Genomic DNA, 12,986 nt, shown 5'->3' on the forward strand with positions numbered 1-12,986 from the left:
CACCCCGGGCGGCGGTGAACAGTTCACGCGACCCGGTAAGCCCGGCTTAGTCGACCCTGACCGTTCGCTGCTCGGTCACCGAGGGGAGCGGGAGGTCGGGGAACGTCACCTCGACGGTGTAGGTGAGTTCGTCGGCGTCCGCCCCGAAGACGGCCACCGGAAGCGTCGCCTCGCCCAGATAGGACGGCTTGGCGGTCATCTCGCGGCCGTTGACCGTCACGCGCAGCCCCGCGCGGGCGGCGCCGCCCGAATTCTCGACGGTCACCTCCCGCATCTCGTTGCTCCCAGTCGCTATCGCGTCGGGGAACGCGCCCCAGTCGACGTCGAGGACCGGGAGGTCGCGGGCGTTCGCGAGCACCTGTTCGGCGACGCCCGCCGAGAGCCCGGCACGAACGAGGCCGTCGACGCCCGCGTCGACGACGTCGGCGGGCGTCTGGAGTCCCTCGGCGGCCAGTTTCCGCGCGCGACCCGACCCGACGCCGTCGATAGCCGTCAGGCCTACCGCGTCCTCGCTGATGCCGTGTTCTACGCGGGCCTCGACGCGGCAGGCCAGGTTGGCGAAGCGGGCCGGCGCGAGGTCGTCGAGGAACGCCCGCAGGGCCGCGAGCAGTCGCAGGGCGTTCTGCCGGATGACCCAGGCGTCGCTCTTGAGCTCCGTCGGCGTCGTCCCGGTCATCCCTGCTTTGAGGATAGCCAATACCTTCCGCTGGCCGGCATCTAAGTCCGTGTCGGCGGTCCCCAGCACCGCGGCGACCGCGTCCTGCTCGTCCGAGCGGGCGCTGACGCTGTCGAACTCCGTCGCACCGGCGACTGCGGTGAGGAGGTCCTCGGGGTCGATGGGTTCCGTGGCGCCGTCGTCGGCCTGCTCGTCACAGCGCTCCGCGAGGTCGGCGAAGCGCCGGGCGGTGTCGAGTCGGAGGTAGAACTTCGAGGCGAGGTGGCCCAGGCGGGTCGGTTCGACGCGGAGGCCGTCCTGTTCGACGAAGCCGTCGGCGACCAGTTCCGAGAGCGTCCGGCTGACCCGCTCGCGCAGGTCGCTGCCGGCGGCGTACTCGTCGGGCGCCGACTGGGCGCGGGCGAAGTAGAACGTCGTCCGGAGCCACTCCATCACGTCGTCGACGTCGCGGATGGTCCCCAAGGCGATCTCGGCGTTGAGGTGGGCGTCGAGTTCGCCGGCCAGTCGGGACTCTATCTCCTTGCCGTCACGCAGGAGCGTGCGGTACTTGTCGGCGTCCGAGCGGTCACAGACGACCCAGGCGTAGCCCGTGTCGTCGTAGCCCGGGCGGCCGGCGCGGCCGAGCATCTGGAGGATGTCGAGCGGGCTCATGTCGACCTCGCCTTCCAGGGGGTCGTGGAGTTTCGTATCTCTGATGACGACACAGCGTGCGGGGAGGTTAACCCCCCACGCGAGCGTCGAGGTCGAGAAGAGCAGTTGTATCTTCCCCTGTTTGAACCAGTCCTCGACGCGGTTCTTGTCCTCACGGGCGAGGCCGGCGTGGTGGAAGCCCACGCCGTCGAGCACGGACTGCCGCAGCGTGTCGTTCTGTAGGTCGGCGGCGTCGTTGTGGAAGTCGTAGTCGCCCCGCGCACCGATGGGCACGTCGCGTTCGGTGAGTTCGTCGCGAGCCTTCTTCGCGGCCTGGACAGTGTCCTGCCGGGAGGAGACGAACACGAGGGCCTGGCCCTCGTCGCGGATGTGGGGTTCGGTCAGGTCCAGCGCCCGGTAGAGCCGCCGGTACTTGTCGGCGAAGGCGTTCTCGCCGTGCGAGTAGGTCTTCACCTCTGCGTTCAGCGGCACCGGGCGGTAGTCGTCGCCGAAGGCGAAGGTGGTCTCGGCGGGGGCGTCCAGCCAGTCGGCGACGTCGTCGATGTTGGGCATCGTCGCCGAGAGGGCGACCACGCGGGGGTCACAGAGCCGGCGCAGGCGCGAGACGGTGACCTCGAGCACCGCGCCGCGCCGGTCAGAGTCGAGCAGGTGGACCTCGTCGATGACACAGCAGTCCACGTCCGTGATGAACGAGTACCGGTGGGAGTCGTGTTTCCTGGTGGCCGAATCGGCCTTCTCGGGGGTCATCACCAGGATGTCGGCGCGCTCGGCCCGGCGGGGACTCAGGTCGCGCTCGCCCGTGACGACGTACACCGAATAGCCCATGTCCTCGAAGCGCTCCCACTCGCGCTCTTTCTCGTTGGTGAGCGCGCGCAGGGGGGCGAGAAAGAGCGCGGTCCCGCCCGCCGCGAGGGTCTTGCAGATGGCCAGTTCCGCCAGCGCGGTCTTCCCGCTGGCAGTCGGGGCGCTGACCACGACGTTGTCGTCGCGCTCCAAGAGTGCGGGCAGCGCCTCGGCCTGCATGGCGTTGAACCGCTCGAAGGGGAAGGCGTCGGCGAAGTCGGGGAGCACGTCCACGACCGCGACGCTCGGCTCGCTGTCGGCTCGAGGTGGCACGTCAGAGAGCGAGCGCCGCGGCGGCAAAGGCGTTTCCATCACCGGGAGCGGGCCACCGTTCGGGCGACGAGGAGCGCGGACCGCCGAAACCGACCGCGTTCCCTGGTAGCACGGCTACATACGTCTTTATATTGTTATTCGTAGTATACCTATACGTTATGAGGAAGATTCTCGTCACCGGTGCAACCGGGACCCAGGGCGGTGCAGTCATCGACCACCTGCTGGCCGACAGCCAGGACTGGGAGATATACGGTCTGACCCGTGACGCATCGAGCGCCGGCGCCGAGGATCTCGAGGCACGCGGCGTCACACCCGTCGAGGGCGACATGACCGACGCGGCCCGCATGGCCGAACTCTGTGAGGGCATGGACGCCGTCTACTGCGTGACGACGTTCTTCGAGGACGGCCCCGAAGTAGAGAGCAAACAGGGCATCACCCTCGCCGAGGCGGCCGCCGACGCGGGCGTCGAGCACTTCGTCTACAGCTCCGTCGGCAGCGCCGACGCCGACACCGGTCTCGAGCACTTCGAGTCGAAGTACGCCGTCGAACAGCGCATCGAGGAACTCGGCCTCCCGGCGACCATCGTCCGGCCCGTGTTCTTCATGCAGAACTTCGAGTACATGATGCGCGAGGACATCGAGAACGGCCGACTCGCGATGCCCCTGGAGCACGGTGTCTCGCTGGCCGTCGTCGACGCCGACGACATCGGCAAGACAGTCGTCGCGGCGCTTTCCGACCCCGACCGCTTTGGCGGGCAGATTGTCACCCTGGCCGGCGACGACCTGACGCTCGAGGCGTTCGCCGAGGCGTTCGGCTCGCACCTCGGGACCGAAATCGATCCCATCCACGTCGACGTCGAGGACTACCGCGAGATGGCCGGCGACGAGATGGCCGACATGTTCCAGTGGTTCAACGACGTGGGCTACGACCTCGAGAGCCCGCTGGCCGAGTGGGGCATCGAGACGGCGACGTTCGAAACGTACCTCGACGGAAGCGAGGTCTGGCGCCCGGCGGCGACGCCGTCGCGCTGATTCGGCCCTGGCCCCGACGAGCCGTATCTGTCTCGTGCGGGGCCGACAAATGCTATCGGGTCCGGTGTAGTGAGCCGGGCACGTCCGTGCGGTGTTCGCGGTGCTTTTTATCCTGGTTTCGAGTGATGTTCGCGAGCGGAGCGGTTCGTCGCGTCCGCGTCGGGTCGAACCCAACATCTTTTACCCAGACACGCCTACCGATGACCAATGCCTCGCGCTCGGAAACCCGACTGGCTGAAGATGCGACCGCCGTCGGGCGAGCGGTTCACCGACATCAAGCGGAGCCTCCGGGAGCGGAACCTCAACACCGTCTGCGAGGAGGCGAACTGCCCCAATCTCGGCGAGTGCTGGAGCGGGCGGGACGGCCCGGGGACGGCGACGTTCATGCTCATGGGCGACCGGTGTTCGCGCGGCTGTAACTTCTGTGACGTCGAGACGGGCGGGATGGGGGCGCTCGACCCGGAGGAGCCCGAGCAGGTCGCCGACGCCGTCGCTGACATCGGTCTTGACTACGTCGTACTGACGAGCGTCGACCGCGACGACCTCCCTGACCAGGGGGCGGGCCACTTCGCCGACACCATCCGGGCCATCAAGGCGCGCGACGCGGGTATCCTGGTCGAGTGCCTCATTCCTGATTTCCGGGGCGACCCGGCCCTCGTCCAGCAGATTATCGACGCCGGTCCGGACGTCCTCGCGCACAACGTCGAGACGGTCGACCGCCTGCAGTGGCCGGTCCGCGACCGGCGGGCGGGCTACCAGCAGTCGCTGTCGGTCCTCGAACAGGCGGCCGACGCCGGCGTCTACACCAAGACGAGTCTGATGCTGGGGCTGGGCGAGTACGCCCACGAGGTGTACCAGACCCTCTCGGACCTCCGGCAGGTGGGCGTCGACGTGGTGACCTTCGGCCAGTACCTCCAGCCCTCCCGGTCGCATCTCGAGGTCAGCGAGTACGTCCATCCGGACGTCTTCGACACCTGGCAGCGGGTCGCCGAAGAGGAGTTCGACTTCGCGTACTGCGCCTCGGGCCCGATGGTCCGCTCGTCGTACAAGGCCGGGGAGCTGTTCGTCGAGGCCGTCTTCGAGGGGCAGAGCGTCGAGGACGCGCGACGGCTCGCACGAAGCGACTGAGCGGCACCGAACGGCCCGATTCTCACGTAGGTACTATCCCGGGCGACCGACCTGTCAGTCCGCGAAAACCCTAAGCGTAGCGCCCGTGAACTAGTAACACATATGTCACCCCGAGGCAGGTGGTTCCTCTGAGCGTGCTCCAGCGCGACCCCGCGGACCAGGTACAGATTCTCGACGAGGACGGCCAGGTCCGGGACGGCTCGACGGTGCCGGACCTCTCGGACGACGCGCTGGTGACGATATACCGCCAGTTGAAACTCGGTCGGCACTTCGACCAGCGGGCGGTGAGCCTGCAACGACAGGGGCGGATGGGGACCTACCCGCCGATGGCCGGCCAGGAGGCCTCACAGGTCGGCAGCGCCACTGCCCTGGCCGAGGGCGACTGGGTGTTCCCGAGCTATCGCGAGCACCTGGCGCTGGCGGTTCGCGGCTGGGCACTGTCCGATACCCTGCTGTACTGGATGGGCAACGAGCAGGGGAATGCGCCACCGGAAGGGGTCAACGTGTTCTCGCTCGCGGTGCCCATCGGGACCCAGATTCCCCACGCGACCGGCGCGGCGTGGGCGGCGAAGCTCCGCGGCGACGACACGGTCGTCCTCACCTACTTCGGGGACGGCGCGACCAGCGAGGGGGACTTCCACGAGGGGCTGAACTTCGCCGGCGTCTTCGACGTGCCGGCGGTCTTCTTCTGTAACAACAACCAGTGGGCCATCTCGATGCCCCGTGAGCACCAGACCGCGAGCGCGACGCTGGCCCAGAAGGCGACCGCATACGGGTTCGACGGCGTGCAGGTCGACGGGATGGACCCACTCGCCGTCTACCAGGTGACCCGCGAAGCCGTTGAGAAGGCCCGCGATCCGCCAGCGGGGCAGTTACGCCCGACGCTCATCGAGGCCGTCCAGTACCGCTTCGGGGCCCACACCACCGCGGACGACCCCTCGGTGTACCGCGACGAGGAGGAGGTCGAGCGCTGGAAGCGCAAGGACCCCATCCCGCGGATGGAGCGGTTCCTCCGGGACCGGGGCCTGCTCGACGACGAGCGAATCGCGAGTATCGACGAGTCCGTCAAGACGGCGGTCGCCGAGGCCATCGACACGGCCGAGTCCACCCCGCGGCCGGACCCCGAGGAGATGTTCGCCGACGTCTACGCCGAGATGCCCCAGCGGCTCGAAGCGCAACTCGACTACCTGCGGGACCTGCGCGCGCGTCACGGCGACGAGGAGGTGCTGGAATGAGCGCCGGGAGCCAGAACCTCACGCTGGTCCAGGCGGTCCGAGACGGTCTCTACGGCGAGCTGGAGCGCGACGAGGACGTGCTCGTGCTGGGCGAGGACGTCGGGCGCAACGGCGGCGTCTTCCGGGCGACACAGGGCCTCTACGAGGAGTTCGGCGAGGACCGGGTCGTCGACACCCCGCTCGCCGAGGGCGGCATCGTCGGCACCGCCATCGGGATGGCGGCCTACGGCCTGCGGCCGGTCCCCGAGATACAGTTCTCCGGGTTCATGTACCCCGCCTTCGACCAGCTCGTCAGTCACGCCGCACGCCTGCGCACCCGAAGCCGGGGGCGGTACACCTGTCCGTTGACGGTTCGGGCCCCCTACGGCGGCGGCATCCGCGCGCCCGAGCACCACTCCGAGTCGAAGGAGGCGTTCTACGTCCACGAACCGGGGCTGAAGGTCGTCGTTCCCTCGACGCCCCGCGAGACCAAGGGGCTGCTCGCAGCGTCCATCCGCGACCCCGATCCCGTCGTCTTCCTCGAACCGAAGCTCATCTACCGAGCGTTCCGCGAGGAGGTCCCCGACGAGCCCTACACCATCGAACTCGGCGAGGCGGACGTGAAACGGGCGGGCACCGACGTCTCGGTGTTCACCTGGGGCGCGATGATCCGACCGACGATGGAGGCCGCCGAGCACCTGGCCGAGGAGGGCATCGACGTCGAGGTGGTCGACCTGCGGACGCTCTCGCCGATGGACACCGACGCCATCGTCGAGTCGTTCGAGAAGACCGGCCGCGGGGTGGTGGTCCACGAGGCCCCCAAGACCGGTGGACTGGCCGGCGAGATAATCGCGACCATCCAGGAGGAGGCGCTGCTCTACCAGGAGGCCCCCATCACGCGAGTTACCGGCTTCGACGTGCCGTACCCGCTCTACGCCCTGGAGGACTACTACCTCCCCGAACCCGCCCGCATCGAGGACGGCATCAGAGAAGCGGTCGAGTTCTGAGCGGGGCCGCGAGCCGTCTCGGTCCGCCGAGACGACGAGTATCTTTAGGGCGGTTCGGCGAGCAGTGTGAGCCATGTTCGAGTTCAAACTCCCCGACCTCGGCGAGGGCGTCGCCGAGGGCGAGGTGCTCGAGTGGCACGTCGCGCCGGGCGACCGCGTCAGCGAGGACGACCTGCTCGCCGAGGTCGAGACCGACAAGGCCGCCGTCGACGTGCCCTCGCCGGTCGACGGCGTCGTCCGCGAGCTCCGCGCCGACCCGGGCGACGTCGTCGCGGTCGGCGAGGTCATCGTCACCATCGACGAGGACGGCGACGGCGAGGCCGAATCCACGGAGCCGGCACCCGAGCCCGACTCGGGAACGGCGTCGACCGACGGCGAGACGAGCGGTCGGGTCTTCGCCGCGCCGAGTGTCCGCCGCCTCGCCCGCGAGTCGGACGTCGACATCACGGACGTCGAGGGGACCGGCCCCGGCGGCCGAATCACCGAAGCCGACGTGGAAGCGGCCGCGGACGCGAGCGACAGCGGGGTGGAATCCGCCGTCTCGCGCGTCTCCGACGAGGACGAGGCGGTGAAATCGGCAGTCAGCCGTGTCTCGGACGACGCCGACGCGGAGGCAGCCGACGGGACCGCCGTGAAGTCGGCCGTCCGCCGGGTGTCGGCGGACGAGGCCGCCCCTCGCGGCGGCGAGCGCCGCGAGCGGACGCTGGCGACGCCGGCGACGCGCCGGCTCGCCCGCGAGCTCGGCGTCGACATCGACAGCGTGCCGACCGACCAGACCCGCGACGGCGAGCCGTACGTCGACCAGGCGACGGTGCAAGCGTACGCGGAGGCTCGCTCGACGGAAGCGGACGCCACAGACGCGGCGGCCGAGACGACGCCATCGGGCGCGAAACCCGAGCGGCGCGAGCCCTACCGCGGCGTCCGACGCACCATCGGCGAACAGATGGCCCGCTCCCGCCGGGAGGTTCCCCACGCGACCCACCACGACCGCGTCGAGGTGTCGGCCCTGGTCGAGGCCCGCGAGCGCCTCGAACCGCTCGCTGAGGAACGGGACGTCGACCTGACCTACACCCCCTTCGTCCTGAAGTGCGTCGCCGCCGCGCTCGAACAGCACCCGGTGTTGAACACCGAACTCGACACGGACGCCGAGGAAGTCGTCTACAAGGACTACTACGACATCGGCGTCGCGACGGCGACTGACCACGGCCTGATGGTCCCCGTCGTCGAGAACGTCGACGGCAAGGGCCTGCTGGCGCTCGCGAGCGACGTGAACGACCTCACGGCGCGGGCCCGTTCGCGGGACATCGAACGGTCGGAGATGCAGGGCGGGACGTTCACCGTGACGAACTTCGGGACCCTCGGCGGCGAGTACGCCGACCCGGTCATCAACGTGCCCGAGACGGCGATTCTCGGCGTCGGCGCGCTGAAAGAGCGCCCCGTCGTCGAGGACGGCGAGGTGGTCGCCCGGCCGACGCTGCCGCTCTCGCTGGCCATCGACCATCGCGTCGTCGACGGCGCGGACGCCGCGCGGTTCGTCAACACGCTCAAGACATACCTGGCGGACCCGACGCGGTTGCTGCTGGAGTGAGAACAATCGGCAGCAGGCCGGCGATTACGTGTTGACCCGTTCGAGGTAGTGCGTGACCACGATCTGCCCCTTCGCGGTCAGCACCGGCCCGCCGTCCTTCGACTCGATGAGCCCCTTCTCGTGGAGCGCGTGCAAGAGGCGTTTGACCTGTTTTGGCTCGGTGTCCAGCACGCTCGACAGCGAGACGTCCATGTCGCCGGTCGAGTAGATGGTCGCCAGCGCCTCCGTCTCCGCTTCGGAGAGGGACAGCTGCGAGAGCGAGTCGATGACGCGCTGGTAGACCCGACGGAGGTACCGCCCGAGTATCGAGAGCTTGCGGTTGGAGTCGATGGCCGCGAGCGTCGTCAGCGCCGTCCCGCCGTCCATGTGGCTGACGACCAGCACCGGCCGGGTCGTCCCATCGACGGCCCGCTCCATCCGGTCGAAGTCGATGACCGAGTCGAGCGGAATCGTCACCGGCCCCTCGTCGGTGTCGAACTCGACCGCGCCGGTCTGCAAGGAGAGCAGGCCGCCCTTGAACTCGGCGTCGGTGACCCGGCCGCCGACCTTCGCCGGGTGCTTGAGCGTCACGTCGGTCCCGTTCAGCATCGCCTTGTACAGCACCGTGACGAACTTCTCGATGGTGCCCTCGTCGGCGGCGACAGCGACGGCCAGACGGTTGTCTCGCTCCCGATAGGCGACGGTCACCGGCGTGCCCGGCATCGGGTCGAAGAAGTTGGGCGTGCTCCCGACCGAGACGTCGAACACCGAGTCGAGCGGGATGCGTACCGTGTCGTCGTCACCCGCCGCCAGGACGAGCTGTCCCTTGCCGAGGAGAATCCGCCCGTCGACGGGGCCGTCCCACGCCGGGGTCTCGGCGGCGAACGTCCCCGTGAAATCCGCGAGTACCGATGACATGTGGCGGTTAGATACCACACCTGATTGCTGGCGGGATATTGAACTTTCGTTTCACGGCTCGGCGCGTGAACCGATACAAGAGTTAAACCGTCCCCGGACGGACAGGAGCTATGGTCGTCGGAGACGTCACAACGGGGACGGAACTGCTCGTAATCGGCGGCGGGCCGGGCGGCTACGTCGCCGCGATACGGGCCGCACAGCTCGGACTGGACACCACGCTGGTCGAGAAAGCCGACATCGGCGGGTCCTGTCTGAACCACGGCTGTATCCCCTCGAAGGCGTACATCTCAGCCGCCGACGTCGCCCACGGCGCCGGACACGCGGAGGACATGGGCGTGTTCGCGGACCCGGTCGTCGACATGGCCGGCATGAGATCCTGGAAAGACGGAATCGTCACCCGCCTGACGAAGGGCGTCGAGTCGCTGTGTACGGCCGCCGGCGTCAACCTGATTTCGGGGACCGCCTCGTTCGTCGACGAGGAGACGGTCCGGGTCGCCCACGGCGGCGAGGGGCAGGGCTCGGAATCCATCGCCTTCGAGCAGTGCGTCGTCGCCACGGGCAGTCGTCCCATCGAGATTCCGGGCTTCGCGTTCACGGACGAGCCCATCCTCTCGTCGCGTGAGGCGCTGGCACTGGAGTCGGTGCCCGACGAACTCGTCGTCGTGGGTGCGGGCTACATCGGGATGGAACTGTCGACGGTGTTCGCGAAACTGGGCGCGTCGGTCACCGTCGTCGAGGTACTCGATGACGTGCTGCCGGGCTACGAGGACGACGTCTCGCGGGTCGTCCGCGAGCGCGCCGAGTCGCTGGGTATCGACTTCCGCTTCGGCGAGGCCGCTCGCGACTGGGAGGCGACGGACGACGGCATCCGCGTCCAGACCACCGACGAGGACGACGAAGTGGTCGAGTACGCCGCCGAGAAGTGCCTGGTCGCGGTCGGTCGCGAGCCGGTCACCGACACGCTCGGTCTCGAGGCCATCGAGCTCGAACCCGACGACGACGGTTTTCTCCCCACCGACGAGCAGGCCCGGACCGACGTCGAGGGCGTCTTCGCGGTGGGCGACGTCGCCGGCGAACCGATGCTGGCCCACAAGGGCATGGCCGAGGGCGAAGTCGCCGCCGAAGTCGCCGCCGGCGAACCCGCCGCGCTGGACCACCAGGCAATCCCCGCAGCGGTGTTCACCGACCCCGAAATCGGCACCGTAGGCCTGACGGAAGCGGAGGCCGAGGCCGAGGGATTCGACCCCGTCGTCGGCCGGATGTCGATGCGAGCGAGCGGGCGTGCGCTCACGCTCGACGAGAAAGAGGGGTTCGTGCGTGTCGTCGCCGACGCCGACACGGAGTTCCTGCTGGGCGCGCAGATCGTTGGCCCGGAGGCCTCCGAGCTCGTCGCCGAGCTCGGCCTGGGTATCGAGATGGGTGCGCGACTCGAAGACATCGCCGCCACGGTGCACGTCCACCCAACGCTCTCGGAGGCCGTCCACGAGGCGGCGAAGGCCGCCCGGGGCGAGGCCATCCACACCCGCTGACCGCGCAACCTTCGACACCAACAGAAAGGTTATAACAGGTGTTGGAAAACTGAAAGCCAAAGGTGTCGGAACGATGGCCCCCCAAGACAGTTACCAGGACGACCGGATAGCGAGCGCAGTGTGCTCCGGGTCGGCGTACGACCGCGTTCGCTACGAGCGGTACTCCTTCTTCAGACAGACGGTTCCCCGAACGCTCACCGCCCAGAGCGGCGTACTCGCGCTGCTCGCGCTCACCCTGCCGATGTACGGCCTCTACCCGGAGAGCGCGGCGACGTATCTCCCGGCGACCGACCCGGCAGTCGCCTCGCCGAAGGCCGTCCTGCTGGCGGTGTTCGGCGGCGGCATGATACTGCTGAGTGCCGCGTTGCTCGTCGCCACCGGGCTCTATCGGGCCAGGATCTCACCGCTGACGGAGGCCCAGGCCCACAGCGTCATCGACGCAGAGGACTTCGCCAGGTACGTCGGCCTCGGGACCGGCGGGCTCGCGGTCCTGCTGTCGGTCTGTCTGTTCGCCGTCGGCCTCGGCGGCGGCGACGCCATCGGTACCTACGTCGCGACGACGGGGCGCAACCCCTTCGTCGACTCCGGGACCGGGCTCTCTGTCGAGACGCTCGCACTGGTGGCGTACGCCGCCAGCGTGTTGCTGTTTTTCGTCGGCCGCTACCTCTCGGTCCGCCTCCTCCCGACGACGCAGTGACGGCGACCCGCGCACCTTTGGGCCAGGCGCCCCTCACTCGAAGTGAACATGGTCACGAACGAGAGCGGGACATTCGACATCGGCGGCGACCTCACGGTCAAACGACTGGGCTTCGGTGCGATGCGCATCACCGGCGACGGTATCATCGGCGAACCGGACGACGTCGCGAACGCCCGGGCGGTCCTGGAGCGGGCGGTCGAACTCGGTGTGGACTTCATCGACACCGCGGACTCCTACGGGCCCGGCGTCTCGGAGCGACTCATCGGGGAGACGCTCGACACGGAGCGCGAGGACCTCGTCATCGCGACGAAGGGGGGCCTGCTACGCAACACCGACACGGACTGGCTCCCCCACGGCGACCCGAACTACCTGCGTAACGCCCAGCTGTGCTCGCGGGACCGCCTCCGGATGGACCCTATCGACCTCTATCAGTACCACCGGCCCGACCCCGACACCCCGTTCGAGGAGTCGGTACAGACGCTCGCGGAGCTGAAAGACGAGGGGCTGGTGCGCCACGTCGGCCTCTCGAACGTCTCGGTCGACCAGCTAGACCGGGCGCGGGATATCGTCGACATCGCGACGGTCCAGAACCGCTACAACATCACCGACCGGGACAGCGAGGCGGTCCTCGAAGCGTGTGAGGAGTACGGCGTCGGTTTCATCCCGTGGTTCCCGCTCGGGGCCGGGAGCGTCGGCGAGGTCGAGGGCATCGACGCGGTGGCCGAGCGCCACGACGCCACCCGCCACCAGATTGCCCTGGCGTGGCTGCTCGAACACTCGGACGTGACGCTGCCGATTCCCGGCACGGCGGACCTCGACCACCTGGAACAGAACGTCGCCGCCAGCGCGATCGACCTCACCGACGAGGACATGGCGCAACTGCGCTGAGCGAGACGGCAACGCCCACCACAAGAAGGTTACCGCGCCGACGTGACGCTCGTCGTACAGATGCCCCGCCCGTTCCGGCGCGAGAAGCCCCTCCAGGCCGCGAAACTCGCCGCGGTAGTGGTCACGCTCGGGTACGCTGTCGGCGTCTATGTCGGCATCGTGCCGTCCGAGAGCATCACGACCCTGCTCGTCGTGCCGCTCCTCGGACTCGGCCTCGCGATCGCCGTCGTCGTCGAGACACTGCTCGCCGGCGTCAGGACGGTCCGCGACGAGACCACGGTCGGCGAGCGCCTCTTGGCCCGACCGTGGTACACCGCCGTCAGAACCGTCGAAGTGCTGAGCGTCGTGCTGGCGGTGGCGCTCTTCGGGGCCCTCGTCGTCTGGATTCCGTCGGGCCCGATGGCAGGTCCGGGCGCCGTGTGGGTCTTTTTCGTCGTCGTCGGCATGGGCCTGCTCGCGTTCGGCGGCAGTCTCCTCCGGACGCTGGCCGAGTACTATCGCTACCGTCGAGCGACGACGTCGTGAGACGGCAGAGCGTCGAGGAGCGACCGGGGTTCTTTTCAT

11 protein-coding genes are annotated in these 12,986 nt (G+C 68.7%); 9 read left to right on the forward strand and 2 right to left on the reverse strand.

Translation table 11 applies throughout. The features are described 5' to 3' along the window. Window positions 1–46: 46 nt before the first annotated feature. Window positions 47–2,443, reverse strand: a complete 2,397-nt coding sequence (locus tag P1L41_RS02255; RefSeq protein WP_336399608.1) for a DEAD/DEAH box helicase — start codon at window positions 2,441–2,443, stop codon at window positions 47–49. Window positions 2,444–2,601: 158 nt separating this feature from the next. On the opposite strand from P1L41_RS02255, the gene P1L41_RS02260 reads away from it, so the two are divergent. The 5 genes from P1L41_RS02260 to P1L41_RS02280 all read left to right on the forward strand — a co-directional run bounded on the left by P1L41_RS02260 (window position 2,602) and on the right by P1L41_RS02280 (window position 8,411). Next, on the forward strand, window positions 2,602–3,474 hold the full coding sequence (locus P1L41_RS02260) for an NmrA/HSCARG family protein (protein WP_276297255.1): 873 nt from the start codon (window positions 2,602–2,604) through the stop codon (window positions 3,472–3,474). Between the two features lie 207 nt (window positions 3,475–3,681). Continuing rightward, on the forward strand, window positions 3,682–4,602 hold the full coding sequence (gene lipA, locus P1L41_RS02265; protein WP_276297256.1) for a lipoyl synthase: 921 nt from the start codon (window positions 3,682–3,684) through the stop codon (window positions 4,600–4,602). A gap of 128 nt (window positions 4,603–4,730) precedes the next feature. Next, entirely contained in the window at window positions 4,731–5,837 is a 1,107-nt protein-coding gene (pdhA, locus tag P1L41_RS02270; RefSeq protein WP_276298420.1) for a pyruvate dehydrogenase (acetyl-transferring) E1 component subunit alpha, read from the forward strand. Then, entirely contained in the window at window positions 5,834–6,823 is a 990-nt protein-coding gene (locus P1L41_RS02275) for an alpha-ketoacid dehydrogenase subunit beta (protein WP_276297257.1), read from the forward strand. Before pdhA ends, P1L41_RS02275 begins: the two co-directional genes overlap by 4 nt. A 73-nt stretch (window positions 6,824–6,896) precedes the next feature. After that, window positions 6,897–8,411, forward strand: coding sequence for a 2-oxo acid dehydrogenase subunit E2 (locus tag P1L41_RS02280; RefSeq protein ID WP_276297258.1), 1,515 nt, complete (start codon window positions 6,897–6,899; stop codon window positions 8,409–8,411). Between the two features lie 24 nt (window positions 8,412–8,435). Here P1L41_RS02280 and P1L41_RS02285 read toward each other — a convergent pair whose 3' ends face one another. After that, window positions 8,436–9,308: a CheF family chemotaxis protein gene (locus tag P1L41_RS02285; protein WP_276297259.1), complete on the reverse strand. Its 873-nt coding sequence runs from the start codon at window positions 9,306–9,308 to the stop codon at window positions 8,436–8,438. A gap of 110 nt (window positions 9,309–9,418) precedes the next feature. Between P1L41_RS02285 and lpdA the strand changes: the two genes are divergently transcribed. From lpdA to P1L41_RS02305, 4 genes are all read left to right on the forward strand, one after another. Then, on the forward strand, window positions 9,419–10,837 hold the full coding sequence (lpdA, locus tag P1L41_RS02290) for a dihydrolipoyl dehydrogenase (protein WP_276297260.1): 1,419 nt from the start codon (window positions 9,419–9,421) through the stop codon (window positions 10,835–10,837). A gap of 73 nt (window positions 10,838–10,910) precedes the next feature. Further along, complete coding sequence (locus P1L41_RS02295) at window positions 10,911–11,534, forward strand: hypothetical protein (protein WP_276297261.1); 624 nt, start codon at window positions 10,911–10,913, stop codon at window positions 11,532–11,534. A 48-nt stretch (window positions 11,535–11,582) separates the two neighbouring features. Further along, window positions 11,583–12,422, forward strand: coding sequence for an aldo/keto reductase (locus P1L41_RS02300; RefSeq protein WP_276297262.1), 840 nt, complete (start codon window positions 11,583–11,585; stop codon window positions 12,420–12,422). Window positions 12,423–12,464: 42 nt separating this feature from the next. After that, window positions 12,465–12,947 carry a hypothetical protein gene (locus P1L41_RS02305; RefSeq protein ID WP_276297263.1) on the forward strand — a complete coding sequence of 161 codons (483 nt, stop codon included), beginning with the start codon at window positions 12,465–12,467 and terminating at the stop codon, window positions 12,945–12,947. Window positions 12,948–12,986: the final 39 nt, after the last annotated feature.

It is taken from the genome of Haloarcula ordinaria (assembly GCF_029338275.1).
Taxonomy (GTDB): Archaea; Halobacteriota; Halobacteria; order Halobacteriales; family Haloarculaceae; genus Haloarcula; species Haloarcula ordinaria.

Bases quoted from the DNA above. Each gene is read 5' to 3' on its own strand.
- P1L41_RS02260 (WP_276297255.1), top strand. From the start codon at position 2,602: ATGAGGAAGATTCTCGTCACCGGTGCAACCGGGACCCAGGGCGGTGCA.
- lipA (WP_276297256.1), top strand. From the start codon at position 3,682: ATGCCTCGCGCTCGGAAACCCGACTGGCTGAAGATGCGACCGCCGTCG.
- P1L41_RS02275 (WP_276297257.1), top strand. From the start codon at position 5,834: ATGAGCGCCGGGAGCCAGAACCTCACGCTGGTCCAGGCGGTCCGAGAC.
- P1L41_RS02280 (WP_276297258.1), top strand. From the start codon at position 6,897: ATGTTCGAGTTCAAACTCCCCGACCTCGGCGAGGGCGTCGCCGAGGGC.
- P1L41_RS02285 (WP_276297259.1), bottom strand. From the start codon at position 9,308: ATGTCATCGGTACTCGCGGATTTCACGGGGACGTTCGCCGCCGAGACC.
- lpdA (WP_276297260.1), top strand. From the start codon at position 9,419: ATGGTCGTCGGAGACGTCACAACGGGGACGGAACTGCTCGTAATCGGC.
- P1L41_RS02295 (WP_276297261.1), top strand. From the start codon at position 10,911: ATGGCCCCCCAAGACAGTTACCAGGACGACCGGATAGCGAGCGCAGTG.
- P1L41_RS02300 (WP_276297262.1), top strand. From the start codon at position 11,583: ATGGTCACGAACGAGAGCGGGACATTCGACATCGGCGGCGACCTCACG.